The organism is Tenacibaculum sp. E3R01 (assembly GCF_003318185.1).
In the GTDB taxonomy this organism is placed as follows: domain Bacteria; phylum Bacteroidota; class Bacteroidia; order Flavobacteriales; family Flavobacteriaceae; genus Polaribacter; species Polaribacter halocynthiae.
Genome location: NZ_QOCC01000012.1, coordinates 170,421 through 186,446, shown reverse-complemented (window position 1 = coordinate 186,446; position 16,026 = coordinate 170,421). Strand labels below are relative to the sequence as shown.

Below are 16,026 nucleotides of genomic sequence, written 5' to 3'. Positions count from 1 at the left end.
AATAATACATTAACAATTCTTAACAGTTTTCACAAAACTTGCTATTCCGTTAATAGAATGTTTATCTAACTCTTTTATAAATGCAGAACCTATAATTGCTCCATTTGCATATCTACAAGCAGTTGTAAAAGTTTTATTATCTGAAATACCAAAGCCCACAATTAATTTACTTTTTAATTCCATTGCTTTTATTCTATTAAAATAAGCTACCTGTTTTTCAGAAACTTCACCTTTAGCCCCAGTTATTGATGCTGACGCCACTACATATATAAAAGTATCAGTTAAACTATCTATCTTTTTAATACGTTCTTGAGATGTATTAGGTGTTATTAAAAACACATTACTAATTCCATATTTTTTAAATAAATCTTGATAATGGTTCTCATATTCTACCATTGGTAAATCTGGAATGATAATAGTATCTATACCACAATCCTTTACTTTTTGACAGAAAGCTTCTTCTCCATATTTAATAATTTGATTTACATAGCCCATTAATACTAAAGGTGTTTTATTAGTATCTTTTATCGCTTCTAATTGTTCGAAAACTACATCTAGATTCATTCCATTATTTAAAGCAACAGAACTACTATGCTGAATGGTTGGTCCATCAGCTAATGGATCAGAGTAAGGTAACCCTACTTCTATAAAATCAACTCCATTAGCTTCCAACTCTTCTATTATTTTTGAAGTGTCATTAAGCTTAGGAAAGCCAGCTGTAAAGAAAATAGACAATAAGTCTTTATCTTTCTGATTAAATATATTTTGTATTGAATTCATTATATCTGTATATATTGTACCTATGAATAATATAATTTAGTTATCTTTTTAAAAATTTCTAGATTACATTTTTTTAGTTACTATTCTTCCAAATGTTTAATATATGTTTCTAAATCTTTATCTCCCCTACCAGAAAGATTAATTACTATGGTTTGATCTTTTTTCAAATCCATTTTAGCTAATACTGCTAATGCATGCGCAGTTTCCAACGCTGGTATAATTCCTTCTATTTTTGTTAGTTCATAAGCTGCATCTAATGCTTCTTTATCAGTAGCGTTCATAAACTTTGCTCGCTTAGTTTCATGTAAAAAAGCATGCAACGGACCAACACCAGGATAATCTAATCCTGCTGAAATTGAATATGGTTCTTCAATTTGCCCGTACTCATCCTGCATTAAAATAGTTTTACTTCCATGAATAACTCCTACTTCACCTAATTGAGAAGTTGCCGCACTTTCTCCTGAATCAACTCCTAAACCAGCTGCTTCAACAGCTATTAATTCTACTGATGAATCTTCTAAGTAATGATAAAAAGCCCCAGCAGCATTACTTCCTCCTCCAACACAAGCTATAATAGCATCTGGGTTTTCTTTCCCTGTTTGTTCTTTTAACTGTATTTTCATTTCTTCAGAAATCACTGCTTGCAATCGTGCTACCATATCAGGATATGGATGTGGCCCTACAACAGAACCAATTAAATAATAGGTCTCTGGATGTTGAATCCAATAACGAATAGCTTCGTTGGTGGCATCTTTTAATGTTTTACTTCCACTGGTGGCAGGAATTACTTTAGCTCCTAGCATTTTCATTCGAGCTACATTTGGTGCTTGACGTTTAATGTCTATTTCTCCCATGAAAACAATACATTCTAACCCCATTAATGCACAAACTGTTGCTGATGCTACACCATGCTGTCCAGCACCTGTTTCTGCTATAATTTTAGTTTTACCTAATTGCTTTGCAATTAAAATTTGCCCAATTGTATTATTAACTTTATGGGCTCCTGTGTGATTTAAGTCTTCACGTTTTAAATAAATAGTAGCTCCATATTTTTCTGACAATCGCTTAGCTAAATACAAAGGACTTGGACGACCTACATAGTGTTTTAATAAATCTTTATACTCTTTTTGAAATGCTTCAGAATTAATAATATCTATATAATTATCTTCTAACTCTTTTACATTTGGATATAACAACTCAGGAACAAAAGCTCCTCCAAACTGCCCGTAATACCCATTTTCATCTGGTTGAAATTTCATTGTTGTTGTGTTGTTTATTTTAGTTATTAACTAAAATTTGTTTTTAAATTTCTTTAATTTATCAATTGATTTCTTTCCTGGTGCTGTTTCAAACTTGCTATTTACATCTAAAGCAACACAGTATTTTGCTTGTGGAGTTTTTAAAAATGCCTTTACATCATTTACTTCTTCTAAACCTATTCCTCCACTTAATAAATATGGCTTTGTTGAGTTATATTTTTTTAATACACTCCAATTAAACGTTATTCCATTTCCTCCTCTTTCTTTTCCTTTAGTATCAAATAAAAAATAATCTACATACTCTTCATAAGGAAGTAAAGTTTTAAACTCAAATTCATTTTTAATTCCAAAAACTTTTATAATTTTTACTTTTGGTAAATGCTTCTTTAACTCTTTAATGTATGCTACAGATTCATCACCATGTAATTGAACAACTTCTAATTTGTATTCTTCAATTAATGAAACCAATATTTCTAAATACTCATTTACAAATACTCCTACTTTTTTAATACTTTTAGGAATTTCAGGAATTATTCCTTCAAAATTTCTTTGAGATTTTTCATAAAAAATAAAGCCTAAATAGTCTGGATTAACTTCTACTACTTGCTTAATATTTTCTACATACTTCATTCCACAAACTTTCAGCTTCATACTATCGAATTTGACTAATAAACTCTTGACAAGCTTGTCCTGGATTTTCTGTTTTCATAAAGTTTTCTCCTATTAAAAAACCTTGAAATCCATATTCTTTTAATCCAGTAATAATTCTAGGGTCAGAAATTCCACTTTCAGATACCTTTACTGCACTTGAAGGTATTTGATTTGCCAACGCTATTGAGTGCTCTAAGTCTACCTCAAAAGTTTTTAAATTTCTATTATTGATTCCTATAATTTTATTGTCTAAATCACTAATTTTTTCTAAATCCTCCTGTGTATGAACCTCATATAAAACCTCTAAACCTAAGTCTGTTGCTAATTGTCCATAATTTTTTAGTTCTTGAGCAGTTAAACAAGTTGCTATTAAAAGTATAGCATCTGCTCCTATTGCTTTTGCTTCTACAATTTGAAACCCATCAACTACAAAATCTTTACGCAAAATTGGTTTTTGTTGATTTAATGTTCTTGCCTCCATTAAATCAGCCATTGTTCCCCCAAAAAACGATGTATCTGTTAATATAGACTGCGCAGCAACATTAGCATCTAAATATCCTTTTGTAACTTCTAATATTGTTGCTTTGTCATTAATTACCCCTTTTGATGGTGATTGCCTTTTAAACTCTGCTATAATACCAGTTGAAAAAGAATCTGTTAATGATTTTTTTAATGATAGTGGTGTGTTTTTAAAATTAGGACTTTCAACTAATTTTTTTACGGGAATTTCAGCCTTTATCTTGGCTACTTCCTTCTTCTTAAATGCTACTATTTTATCTAATATTGTCATACTTTTTTCTTTCTGTCAAATCAAACATAGTTATCGTCTAATTATACTCTCTTTTCTAAATTTCAAATGACATTTTATATTTATATCCTAACTTCTAATTAATATATTTAAACATTCTTTTGCTTTACCTCCCATCAATGAACTCTTTGCCTCTTCAAAAGCATCCTCGAAACTTTTTTTATCATCAACTATAGTCAATGCAAAAGCAGCATTAGTTAAAACCACATTATTTTGTGCTACTGTTCCTTCTCCATTTAAAATGGCTTTAAATATTTTTGCTGCTGCCTCAACAGAATCACCTCCATAAATATCTGATTGTAATAATGTGTTCTGATTTAAATCTTGAGGGGTTATTAACTCTTCTCCTTTTTTGGTAAAGAGTTTAAACCCTCCTGTTAATGATATTTCATCATATCCATCTAATGCATGAACAATTCCATAGTTTGTACCTTCTTCTTGTAAAATATAATTATACAAACGAGCCACTTCTAAATTAAAAGTTCCTAATAATTGATTTTGTGGCGAACTTGGATTTACTAATGGCCCAAGCATGTTAAAAAATGTTTTTAACTTCAATGCTTTTCTTACTGGACTAACCGCCTTCATTGCCGGATGAAACTTTGGAGCATGTAAAAAACAAATATTCGCTTTTTCTAAATGAGACTTCAATATTGCCTCATTATTTGTAAATTCATAGCCAAAACTTTCCAGCATATCAGATGATCCTGATGTGGAAGAAACTGAATAATTACCATGCTTAGCTACTTTTTGTCCTGTACCTGCTACTACAAATGATGTTAAAGTAGAAATGTTAAAAGTATCTTTTCCATCTCCACCAGTACCTACAATATCAATAGTATTATAATCTGATAAATCTACTTTTATAGCTAATTCTAATAATGCTTCTCTAAAACCTGCTAATTCATTAACGGTAATTGGACGCATCATAAAAACAGTTAAAAAAGAAGCTAAATGTGCTTCATTATAGTTTTCTTTAGCTATTGCAATAAGTACCTCTTTAGCCTGCTGCTTAGATAAACGTTTATGCTGATATAATTCGTTTAGTATTTCCTTCATTACTGTACGTTTTCTAAAAAGTTTCTTACAATTTGTTCTCCTACTTCTGTTAAAATTGACTCAGGATGAAACTGAACCGCAGAAACATTAAACTCTTTATGTTGAATAGCTTGAATTTCTCCTTCTTCATCAACAGCTGTGATAGCTATCGTTCGTGGAAAATTTTCTTTAGAAGCAATCCAAGAATGGTACCTAGCTGCTTCAAATTTTTCTGAAATACCTTTAAAAATAGTTGCTTTTGAATCAACTACTTTCATTTCAGTTGCAACACCATGAAATACTTCTCCCATGTTCTCTATTTGACCTCCAAAAACTTCTGTTATTGCTTGTAACCCCAAACACACCCCAAAAATTGGTATTCTTCCTGCATAAGTAGCTATAACTTCTTTTAAAATACCAGCTTCATTTGGTATTCCTGGTCCAGGAGATAATATAATTACATTATATTTTTCAATGTCTTTAATTGCTATTTCATCATTACGATACACATCTGGTAACTGCCCTGTAATATCTTCCACCATATGTACTAAATTATAGGTAAACGAATCGTAATTATCTAATATTAATATCTTCATAATCTGAGTATTAAAAGTAGAGATAGTAGTATAAAGAAAATAATTAAACTTCTTTTAAAAATACTAACATCTCATTTATATTTTATATTTCTTCTGCTAACAGTAACGCCTTCTTCAACGCCGCTAATTTATTATTTACTTCTTGTAGTTCATTTTCCTCATTTGAATGAATTACAATTCCTGCTCCAGCTTGGAAATACAATACATTTTGTTTACTTACAAATGAACGTATTGCAATAGCTAAATTTACAGAACCATTTAAACCTATAATACCAACTGCTCCTCCATAAAATCCACGTGATTGATTTTCATAAGTATCAATTAATTGCATTGCTTTATATTTAGGCGCTCCACTCAATGTTCCTGCAGGAAATGTATCTCCAACTATTTTAATTGGGTTTCCTTTTATTTTTCCTTGTACTGTAGATACTAAATGGATAACATGGCTAAAATATTGTACTTCTTTAAAAACATCTACTTTAACATTATCTGCATGCTTACTTAAATCATTTCGAGCTAAATCTACTAACATTACGTGTTCAGCAGTTTCTTTTTTATCTTCAGATAATTTTTTACCAAGCTTAATATCTTCGGCCATATCTCCTGTTCTTCTAAAAGTTCCTGCTATTGGATTTATAATAGCTTTCCCTTCATTAATCTTAATTTGTGCTTCTGGAGAAGACCCCATTAACTTAAAGCTTCCATAATCAAAATAAAACAAATATGGTGATGGATTAATAGATCGTAAAGCTCTATATACATTAAACTCATCTCCTTTAAATTTTTGTTGGAATTGTCGTGATAATACTAATTGAAAAACATCTCCTCTTTTACAATGTGCTTTTGCTTTTCTTACATACTCTTTAAAATCTTCATTGGTACAGTTTGAAGTTTCTTCACCATCTATCTCAAAATCCTGAGTATTAAATGCTTGAGATTTTATTATCGTTTCTATTTCTTGTATTCTTGACGTCTCACTTTCTTTTATATTCTCAATTAATATCATTTCATCATTAAAATGATTGATTGCTATAATAAATTTATAGAAACTATACTGCATCATTGGAATTGCAGAAGGAGCGTCTTTTACATTTAATTTAATTGTTTCAAAATACTGAACACTATCATAAGTAGTATACCCATATAATCCATTAAATGATTTTATAGTATCATCACATTTTAAATTAATCGTTTCTGTAAACTGATTAAATAAATTATTAAAATTTCCGTCAATGGGTTCGCTACTTACTTCTTTTCCCTTTAAAGAAACAGAAAACTTATTTTTATTAGCTTTCATAGTAATTAAAGGGTCCACACATATAAAAGAATAACTTTCTTCTTTACTATGATAATCAGAACTTTCTAATAACAATGTGTTTGAGTATTTATCTCTTAATCTTAAATACAGTCCTACTGGTGTAACCGTATCTGCTAATTGTTTTTTAGATATAGTAGTATATTCTGTTTGTTTCATTTTTAGTTGTGTTGTTAAAAACAAAAAAGGCTTATCGTGAGATAAGCCTTTTCTAATTTATATTTTACATATACAGGTTATTGCCCACTTAATTTGAGTTAAGAGAGTTCCACCACCATATGTTATTTTGTATTGTCATGATATGGCAAATTTATAATACATTTTTAATAATCCAAATTTTTATTTCAATTTATTTTTATAAAACTATAAAAAAACAATTTTTAAAATCTAAAAACCAAACAAAAGTTGCATTTTAAAACAAAAAATATCAAATATTTAAAAATATAAAACCATATTAATCATTTTAGTTTTAAAAAATAAAGTTTATCACGTTGTTTGTATCATCAATTAAAACAATAACTTTTTAAATAGTTATTAATTAGTAGTTAAAGAATATTAAAATATTAAAATGATATAAGATTATGTGTGGAATTGTATGTGCCTTTGATTTAAAAGATAAATCAGAAGTTTTAAGACCTCAGTTATTAGAAATGGCTAAAAAAATTAGGCATCGTGGCCCAGATTGGAGTGGTATTTATAGTGATAATAAAACTATTATGACCCATGAACGTTTAGCTATTGTTGATCCAACATCTGGACAACAACCTTTATTTAGTAAAGATAAAAGATTTGTTTTAGCTGCCAATGGTGAAATATACAACCACAAGGAAATAAAGAAGGAACTAAAAGAGAGTCATGAGTTTTTAACACAATCTGACTGTGAAGTGATTCTTGCATTATATAAAGAAAAAGGTGAACACTTTTTAGATGATTTAAATGGAATTTTTGGTTTTGCCGTATATGATACTGCTACAGATGAATATTTAATAGCTAGAGATCATATGGGAATCATTCCTTTATATATGGGGTGGGATAAAAAGGGAACTTTTTATGTCGCTTCTGAATTAAAAGCCCTTGAAAGCTATTGTAATAAAATAGAAGTTTTTCCTCCAGGACACTATTATACAAGAGAAGGTGGTTTACAACGCTGGTACTCTCGTGATTGGCTAGAATATGAAGCTGTTAAAGATAACCAAACAAGTATTGACGAAATTCGAGACTCTTTAGAAGCTGCTATTCATAGACAATTAATGAGCGACGTACCTTATGGTGTATTACTTTCAGGTGGTTTAGACTCATCAATAACCTCTGCTGTTGCAAAAAAATACGCCTCTAAACGTATAGAATCTGGTGATAAAGATGAAGCTTGGTACCCTCAATTGCATTCTTTTTCTATTGGTTTAGAAGGATCTCCTGACTTAGCCGCTGCTAAAGAGGTTTCTGAACATATTGGTACAATTCATCATGAAGTAACTTTTACTGTTCAAGAAGGACTAGACGCTATTCGTGATGTTATTTACAACTTAGAAACTTACGATATTACAACAATTCGAGCTTCAACTCCTATGTATTTACTTGCCCGTGTAATAAAATCGATGGGAATTAAAATGGTGTTATCTGGCGAAGGTGCCGATGAAATTTTTGGCGGGTACTTATATTTTCATAAAGCTCCTAGTGCTGAAGAATTCCATAAAGAAACAGTTCGTAAGCTAGATAAGCTATATCAGTACGACTGCTTAAGAGCCAACAAAAGTTTAATGGCTTGGGGTATTGAAGGTCGTGTTCCTTTTTTAGATAAAGAATTTATGGATGTTGCCATGCGTATAAACCCTGAAGACAAAATGATTAATGGAGAACGAATGGAAAAATGGGTTTTACGAAAAGCTTTTGAAAGTTATTTACCTGAAAGTGTTGCTTGGAGACAAAAAGAACAATTTTCTGACGGAGTTGGATATAACTGGATTGACAGTTTAAAAGAAGTTGTTGATGCAGCTGTTACTGAAACAATGATGGACAATGCTTCTCATAGGTTTCCTATGCAAACTCCAAGAGCTAAAGAAGAATATTATTACCGTTCTATTTTTGAAGAACATTTTTCTAGTGAAACTGCTGCTTTAACTGTACCATCTGTACCTTCTATTGCTTGTAGCACGCCTACTGCATTAGCTTGGGATGCAAGTTTTCAAAACGTAAATGAACCTAGTGGAAGAGCCATTAAAGCAGTGCATGAAGATGCTTATTAAATAGCATTTTTAGTTGTGTTAAAAACCTCATTTCAATGAGGTTTTTTTTATTCAAAATCCAAAAAGTTTTCAGCTTCTATTAACTTGATAAGAACATTCACCTTTTCCATCATTTTATTATAAAACTGATTCTGTTCTTTTTCTCCTGAAGTATTTAACAGTTTAGAGTGCTTAATTTGTTTTCTAAAATAACTTTGAGCTTCATAACAAGTTTCTTTATCGGTTGTTTTAAAATAAGACAACATTGAATTTGGAACAAATAACATTTGTTTTTCTTTATTAAAAACAAATACATTATTATTCATCAATAAAAGTTCATTATAATATAAGTTAAACACATTTTTTTTTGATACAACTTTTTCAGATAACTCATCTAATAACAGCTTTAATTCATTGCACAACTCTAATGCTATTGAAAAAGATACTTGACCAGCTTTATAATAAAAATGAATCTGCTTTAAAGTACTATTAATTGTAGTAGTATCCCAAATCTCAGAAACATTCACTCCTTGATATATACTTCCTAATTTTTTAGCTTTTTGCATGGTTGACAACTTCGGATGAAAAGCTTTAAAAGGTAAATTTCTAAAACTTTTATCTAACAACTTTAACCAAACATATATTTTAAATCTGCTCAATAAATTTCCTTTCAATAGATGAAAAATAGGTAAATCTTTTGCTGAATAGAATAAATGAAAATCTTTCCGATCGACGATTAATCGAAGTGACTCATAAGAATCTTCAAAATATTGTTCTAAGTTTTTTTCGTTTTTTATTTGAATAGTTTTCTCTACTGAAACATAACTTTTATGAACCTCGCCAATAAGTGAATCAATTGACAACCCAAAATATTTAGCAGCTATAACACTTTCATTTAAAGACATTTTACTTTTTAAACTAGTTCTTCGATGTGCCGCATCATAACTAATGTTTAGTACACCAGAAAGTACCTCATTCAATGACTTTCCATTCAACTTTTCTTTTATTTTCTCAAATAACTTTTCTTGATACATAATATATTTTTTTTGTGAAAATCACAAAATAAAACAATTCGAGTTGTGATTTATCTTTCTTAAAAAACATTAATCACAATAAATTTACTTAAAATTATAAATATTAGACTTATGAAAATTAAACTTTTTTATTTATCCTTTATTTTTTTTAGCGTTTGTATAAATGCACAACAAAAAAAAAACATTGCCCTTTTAATAGAAACTGGTCTTGAAAAATCTGGTAGTAAAAACAACATAAATGTAGGAATTGGGCTAGAATATTTTGTAAGTAAAAAAAGCTCAATAAACCTTAGACTTAAATATGGTCATGCAAATATACATAGTGAACGCATAAATAATTCTAAAAGTTTCTTCAGTTTAACATCTTCTTATTTCATTTCATACACAAGCTCTATAGTATCTATACCTATAATGTATAAACTCCAAAACAAATTATTTTTTAAAAGAATTGCCTTTAATTTTACAATCGGACCAGCATTAAACTTCACTTTAAATGACAAATACATTAAAACGGAAAATATAAAAAAACACAAAAATGACATTTATATTAATATGGGAATAGGTATGGGGCTATCCTACACTATAAATTCAAAAAATAGTATCTATATAAATGCTGAATATTTTGGTTTTGGTGGTGGAAAAACTGATAGAAAAGGAATTATAGCTACTAGAAGATGGCCAGAAATATCACAAATTAACATTGGTTTTAAATATAAACTTAATTAACATGAAGGTTATTTTTACTATTTCCCTTATTATTTTATTTTTAGTAGGCAATAATACCTACGCTCAAAAAAGAAAATTCAGGCCATTAATAGGAACTCAACATGAAAAAAACTCAGATGTATACGGCCTTTCTTTAGGCTTTTATCCTACTCAGTCAAATTATAAAAATCTTAATAGAACTTATGGCGTTAGACTTGAAATATTCCCATTATCTTTTCTATATTTTTTAGCCTCAAAAGTTCCTGAAATACAAGAAGTAAATCATAAAATATACGGAATAAATTTATCTACTGGCACTTTTCAAGGAATAGATATATATGGTATCTCTACAACATTATTTATGAATAATATTAAACATTCAAATGGCATTTCATTAGCTGGCTTAACAAATTCTATTGAAAAAGGTAACGGTATAATGATAGCTTTTGGGGGTAATGGGATTAAAAAAGGTAATGGCATAATGATTTCAGGCCCTTATGGAGGGTACAGTGAAAATTTTAATGGTATTCAAATTTCTTTCGAGAATTATTCTACAAAAATTAACGGAATTCAAATTGGCTTATTCAATAAAACAAAAAACTTAAAAGGTATACAAATTGGCTTATGGAATAAAAATAAAAAAAGAACACTCCCTTTTATTAATTGGAACTTCTAACAAAAAAACTCCCTGATAAACAGGGAGTTTTTAATTTCAACTAATTCTAATCTATTAATTTGATGCAACAAAAAATGGTGATAAATTCACTCTTGCATTTCCTCTAGCTCCATAATAATTTCTGTAATTTTTATTCTTTTCAATTGTATAAAAAGAATCTACATAATCATCATTATTGGTATACCAACTATCTGGCATTGCTTGTATAATAGCTCCAGCTACTTGCCCTAAAACGTTAACCCAAGGTTGAGTTGAAACTGTTCCTATAATTTGAAAAACACCACTAACTATAGTTGATACTAAACTTTTATAATTTACATTGTCATCCTTTTCAAACAACTGAATATTTGCAGCCTGATACTTATAATCATCCCAAAATAACAATATTTGATTAGGATAATAATCTTTATCTTCATAATCTAAATAATACATAGGTATTATTTTTATTTCAGGCTTGTTATTACCATCTTTTATTCCAGAAGTAATAGCATACACTTCAGCAGCTCCACTAATCCATGGCTCTTCATCATCATTTAATCTTATCTTATCTAATTTAGTCGTCTGTAAACCAGCATTCCTTGAAGAAGTTGCTCTTAAATCTAATTTTGAAGTATCAAATCTATTATTTTGAACACCTTGTTCTCTAAGATACCTATTCATAAACTTAACCTCTTTCTTTAAAGTTTCAAAACCATTCGTTTCAATAACTATAACAGGTCTATTTGGTGCTTCTTTTGGATCTAGATAAACTACTTCTTTATTAATAGTAAAAGCTTCAATTACCTTCCAGTCTTTTTCATTTCCTTTAGGCGCATATGAAAACAATAACTCATCAACATTCATGTCCTTTTTAGGGTTATGTAACCATACCTCTAATATTTCAATTTTATCAGGAGCATTATCTGAATCGGCTTTTTCTTCTAACTTATTGGTTAATGTTGATAACCTGTTAAATGACTCACTTTTTAAAGATAAACCAGTAGTTTCATCTAAAATATTAGACATCTTAACACTCGGCTTTTGCCTTGACAACATGTTAAGCGTTTTACTTTTAAAACTCTTATTTTTCATCAAGTCGATAAATTCAAAAGTAACTTCTTTTTTATTTACCGAATTTGACTCCAATAATACCGCTTGGTTTTCAACTAACTCATCTGAAGAGTTACAACTTGTAATTAACAAAGACACTAATAATGTCTTTAATAGAATACGGGGGATTCTCATTTTTAAAAAATTTATTGATTAATATTTATTATTTCAAACAAACATACAAAAAACACAATAAATTATGTTAAAAATGTTAATTTATTAAAAATAAATTAACAAAAAGAAAACATATCAATTAATAAACCACTATAAACATCAAAAAGGTTAAAAATATGCAACTTTAATATTACCTTTTATCAGTAATACTTTTTTAATGCTAAAAGCGACTGATTAATATTTTTTCATTGTTTTTAAAATCACAAAATATCACTCCTAAGAAACTCTTTACTTCTTACACTCACAAAAAAGAACAAAAAAACTTTCTCTTTCAATATAAACCCATTTTTAAAGCTTTTAAGGCATTTTTTTACTATTCACAATTGTTAATATTTTTTAATCAAAACAGCTTAAAAACTTTATTTTAAAGTTAAAAAAATGTAAATTTGTAGAAATCATAATCGCTTCATGCGGTTATTTTTTTGAAAAAATGATACTAATTAATTAACTCAATAATATGAGCGAAGAAAAAAAACATAATTATTCTGCCGATAGCATCCAGGCACTTGAAGGTATGGAGCATGTTCGTATGCGTCCATCCATGTATATTGGAGATGTAGGTGTTAGAGGTTTACATCATTTAGTATATGAAGTAGTAGATAACTCTATTGATGAAGCAATGGGAGGACATTGTGATTCTATTGAAGTTACTATTAATGAAGATAATTCAATAACAACCAAAGATAATGGTCGTGGAATTCCTGTTGGGATTCATAAAAAAGAAGGTGTTTCTGCATTACAAGTTGTAATGACTAAAATTGGAGCTGGAGGAAAGTTTGACAAAGACTCTTACAAGGTTTCTGGTGGTTTACATGGTGTCGGTGTAAGTTGTGTTAACGCTTTATCTGATCATTTAACCGCAACAGTACATAAAGAAGGTAAAATTTGGCAGCAAGAATACGCAAAAGGTAAAACATTGTACCCTGTTAAAACAATTGGGGAAACAGATTTTACTGGAACCATTGTTACTTTTTTACCAGACAAATCAATCTTTGCACAAACAACAGAATACAACTATGATACATTATCAGCTCGTTTACGTGAGCTAGCTTACCTAAACAAAGGTATTACTATCACTTTAACTGATAAACGTAACACAGATGATGAAGGTAATTTTATTAATGAAACATTTCATTCTACTGAAGGACTTCCTGAATTTATTAAATATTTAGATAGTACTCGTGAGCAATTAACTGCGAACGTTATTTCAATGGAAGGTGAAAAAAATGGAATTCCTGTAGAAGTTGCAATGGTATATAACACTTCTTATGCTGAAAACCTACATTCATATGTAAACAACATTAATACACATGAAGGAGGAACTCATTTATCTGGTTTTCGTCGTGGACTTACTCACACATTAAAGAAATACGCAGATGAATCAGGCTTACTTAAAAATGTAAAGTTCGAAATTTCTGGTGATGACTTTCGTGAAGGATTAACCGCCATAGTTTCTGTAAAAGTTGCAGAGCCTCAATTCGAAGGGCAAACTAAAACAAAACTAGGTAATAGAGAAGTTACTTCTGCCGTATCACAAGCAGTTTCAGAAATGTTAACGGATTATTTGGAAGAGAATCCGAATGACGCTAAAACAATTGTGCAAAAAGTAATTTTAGCAGCTCAAGCACGTCATGCAGCAAGAAAAGCTCGTGAAATGGTGCAACGTAAAACTGTTATGAGTATTGGCGGTTTACCTGGTAAATTATCAGATTGCTCTGAAACCGATCCTGCAGCTTGTGAAATATTCTTAGTTGAGGGTGATTCGGCAGGAGGAACTGCAAAACAAGGTCGAGACCGTAACTTTCAAGCAATTTTACCGCTTCGTGGAAAAATTTTAAATGTTGAAAAAGCAATGCAACATAAAGTTTTTGAGAATGAAGAAATCAAAAATATGTTTACTGCTTTAGGTATATCTATTGGAACAGAAGAAGACCCTCGTGCTTTAAATTTATCTAAACTACGTTACCACAAAGTAGTGATTATGTGTGATGCCGATGTAGATGGTTCGCATATTGCTACTTTAATATTAACTTTCTTCTTCCGTTACATGCGTGACATGGTGGAACAAGGATACATTTATATAGCTACTCCTCCTTTATACCTAGTTAAAAAAGGTCAAAAAAGAGAATATGCTTGGGACGATAACCAACGTGATTTAATTGTTCAAAAATTAGGTGGCGGTGCTTCTATACAAAGATATAAGGGTCTTGGAGAGATGAATGCTGAACAGTTATGGGATACCACTATGAATCCAGAGTTCAGAACGCTACGTCAAGTTGTTATAGACAGTGGAACTGAGGCTGACAGAGTTTTCTCTATGTTAATGGGAGACGAAGTTCCACCACGTAGAGAATTCATTGAAAAAAATGCAAAGTATGCAAATATTGATGCATAATTTTAAAAATAATCATACAAAAAGCTCTCATACACAATGAGAGCTTTTTTTTATATCAAAAACTACCTAATACTAGGTATAATGTAATTTAACATATTTTTGCTATATTTAAAAATCACGTATACTAATCAAAAACTGTAAAACAATGAAGAAAAGTATTTTAATTTTTATAGCTGTTTTTACCATGATTACAAGTTCAAAAGCTCAAGATGGTTTTGAACAAGCTATTCTAGGTAGTACAAAAGATGCCGGTAACCTAATCCAAGCATATTTCAACCCTGGAATGGAAGGATTAATAAATAGTATGAATAGTGGATGGTATCATACAGCTAAAGTTCATAAAAAATTCGGATTTGATATTACAATAGGTATAAACGCTAGTTTTATTCCTTCAGATAAAGAAACTTTTAACATTCAAAACGCTTTAGGAGCAGGTTCATCTATCACTTCTACTTCAACCTCAGCAGCTACTTTTGCAGGTCCAGATACTCCTACAACATTTACAGTTACCAGAACAATAGATGTAGGTGGAGCAAACCAACAAGTAACAGCTAATTTCGAATTACCTGGAGGAATAATTGGTGATTTACCATTAAAAGCTGTTCCAGCACCTGCTGTACAAGTAGGTTTAGGATTACCTTATAAATTTGAAGTTATGGCTCGATTCTTTCCTGAAACAAAATTTGGTGATGACGGAGCAAAAGTTAGTATGTATGGAATTGGTTTAAAAAAAGAAATCACAAGTTGGTTTGGACCTTTAGATAAACTTCCCTTGCATGTTTCTTTATTAGCTGCTTATTCTAATTTAGATGTAAATTATGGTTTTGGAAGTGGAACTACTGGTTCATTAGAAGTTCAAAATGGTGTTGGAGAATTTGGTTTATCTGCTTTTTCATTCCAAGCTATTGCTTCTTTAAATTTTCCATTCATAAACATTTTTGGTGGTTTAGGTTATAATACTGGTAATGCTAATTTAACTATGAACGGAACCTTCAGAGGGAATTTCAACTCTTCAGGAGGAACACAAACAGTAACATTAACACCTCCTAGTTTAAAATTTAATTCTAGTAGTTTCAATACTACAATTGGAGCAAGAGTAAGTTTAGGATTCTTTAAAATTTTTGGAAGTTATTCTTTACAAGAATACAATACAGTAAACGCTGGTATTGCTTTTAGTTTTAGATAAAATCAAAAAACCTACATAACAAGATTTAGCCTCATTGAAATTCAATGAGGTTTTTATTTTAACAGTTTTTAACATTTATTAAGTACATTTGCCTTTCA

General features: G+C 30.0%; 14 protein-coding genes. 5 read left to right on the top strand and 9 right to left on the bottom strand.

What is annotated here, in order from left to right; genetic code table 11:
• Positions 1-9: 9 nt before the first annotated feature.
• The 7 genes from trpA to DS884_RS02300 all read right to left on the bottom strand — a co-directional run bounded on the left by trpA (position 10) and on the right by DS884_RS02300 (position 6,606).
• Positions 10-780, bottom strand: a complete 771-nt coding sequence (gene trpA / locus DS884_RS02330; RefSeq protein WP_093870554.1) for a tryptophan synthase subunit alpha — start codon at positions 778-780, stop codon at positions 10-12.
• An 80-nt stretch (positions 781-860) separates the two neighbouring features.
• The gene (trpB, locus tag DS884_RS02325) at positions 861-2,039 is read right to left on the bottom strand and encodes a tryptophan synthase subunit beta (RefSeq protein WP_113785630.1); all 1,179 of its coding nucleotides are present in this window, start codon (positions 2,037-2,039) and stop codon (positions 861-863) included.
• A 30-nt stretch (positions 2,040-2,069) separates the two neighbouring features.
• Positions 2,070-2,690, bottom strand: coding sequence for a phosphoribosylanthranilate isomerase (locus tag DS884_RS02320; protein ID WP_113785629.1), 621 nt, complete (start codon positions 2,688-2,690; stop codon positions 2,070-2,072).
• 1 nt (position 2,691) lies between these two features.
• Entirely contained in the window at positions 2,692-3,480 is a 789-nt protein-coding gene (gene trpC, locus DS884_RS02315) for an indole-3-glycerol phosphate synthase TrpC (protein WP_093870551.1), read from the bottom strand.
• 87 nt (positions 3,481-3,567) lie between these two features.
• Positions 3,568-4,557 carry an anthranilate phosphoribosyltransferase gene (gene trpD / locus DS884_RS02310; RefSeq protein WP_113785628.1) on the bottom strand — a complete coding sequence of 330 codons (990 nt, stop codon included), beginning with the start codon at positions 4,555-4,557 and terminating at the stop codon, positions 3,568-3,570.
• Positions 4,557-5,132: an anthranilate synthase component II gene (locus tag DS884_RS02305; RefSeq protein WP_113785627.1), complete on the bottom strand. Its 576-nt coding sequence runs from the start codon at positions 5,130-5,132 to the stop codon at positions 4,557-4,559. Before DS884_RS02305 ends, trpD begins: the two co-directional genes overlap by 1 nt.
• A gap of 82 nt (positions 5,133-5,214) precedes the next feature.
• Positions 5,215-6,606, bottom strand: a complete 1,392-nt coding sequence (locus DS884_RS02300) for an anthranilate synthase component I family protein (RefSeq protein WP_113785626.1) — start codon at positions 6,604-6,606, stop codon at positions 5,215-5,217.
• 422 nt (positions 6,607-7,028) lie between these two features.
• Between DS884_RS02300 and asnB the strand changes: the two genes are divergently transcribed.
• The gene (asnB, locus tag DS884_RS02295) at positions 7,029-8,690 is read left to right on the top strand and encodes an asparagine synthase B (RefSeq protein ID WP_093870547.1); all 1,662 of its coding nucleotides are present in this window, start codon (positions 7,029-7,031) and stop codon (positions 8,688-8,690) included.
• A 47-nt stretch (positions 8,691-8,737) separates the two neighbouring features.
• Here asnB and DS884_RS02290 read toward each other — a convergent pair whose 3' ends face one another.
• Positions 8,738-9,703: a hypothetical protein gene (locus DS884_RS02290; protein WP_113785625.1), complete on the bottom strand. Its 966-nt coding sequence runs from the start codon at positions 9,701-9,703 to the stop codon at positions 8,738-8,740.
• Positions 9,704-9,814: 111 nt separating this feature from the next.
• Here DS884_RS02290 and DS884_RS02285 point away from each other — a divergent pair, with 111 nt between their 5' ends.
• Together DS884_RS02285 and DS884_RS02280 are read left to right on the top strand one after the other, a co-directional pair.
• Positions 9,815-10,429: an outer membrane beta-barrel protein gene (locus DS884_RS02285; RefSeq protein ID WP_113785624.1), complete on the top strand. Its 615-nt coding sequence runs from the start codon at positions 9,815-9,817 to the stop codon at positions 10,427-10,429.
• Position 10,430: 1 nt separating this feature from the next.
• The gene (locus DS884_RS02280) at positions 10,431-11,084 is read left to right on the top strand and encodes an LA_2272 family surface repeat-containing protein (protein WP_147239354.1); all 654 of its coding nucleotides are present in this window, start codon (positions 10,431-10,433) and stop codon (positions 11,082-11,084) included.
• A gap of 54 nt (positions 11,085-11,138) precedes the next feature.
• Here the strand turns inward: DS884_RS02280 and DS884_RS02275 are convergent, their stop codons facing one another.
• Positions 11,139-12,308: a DUF3103 family protein gene (locus tag DS884_RS02275; RefSeq protein WP_113785622.1), complete on the bottom strand. Its 1,170-nt coding sequence runs from the start codon at positions 12,306-12,308 to the stop codon at positions 11,139-11,141.
• 496 nt (positions 12,309-12,804) lie between these two features.
• Here DS884_RS02275 and gyrB point away from each other — a divergent pair, with 496 nt between their 5' ends.
• Together gyrB and DS884_RS02265 are read left to right on the top strand one after the other, a co-directional pair.
• Entirely contained in the window at positions 12,805-14,742 is a 1,938-nt protein-coding gene (gene gyrB / locus DS884_RS02270; RefSeq protein WP_093870543.1) for a DNA topoisomerase (ATP-hydrolyzing) subunit B, read from the top strand.
• Positions 14,743-14,887: 145 nt separating this feature from the next.
• Positions 14,888-15,928, top strand: coding sequence for a DUF6588 family protein (locus DS884_RS02265; protein ID WP_113785621.1), 1,041 nt, complete (start codon positions 14,888-14,890; stop codon positions 15,926-15,928).
• The last annotated feature ends 98 nt before the right edge of the window (positions 15,929-16,026 follow it).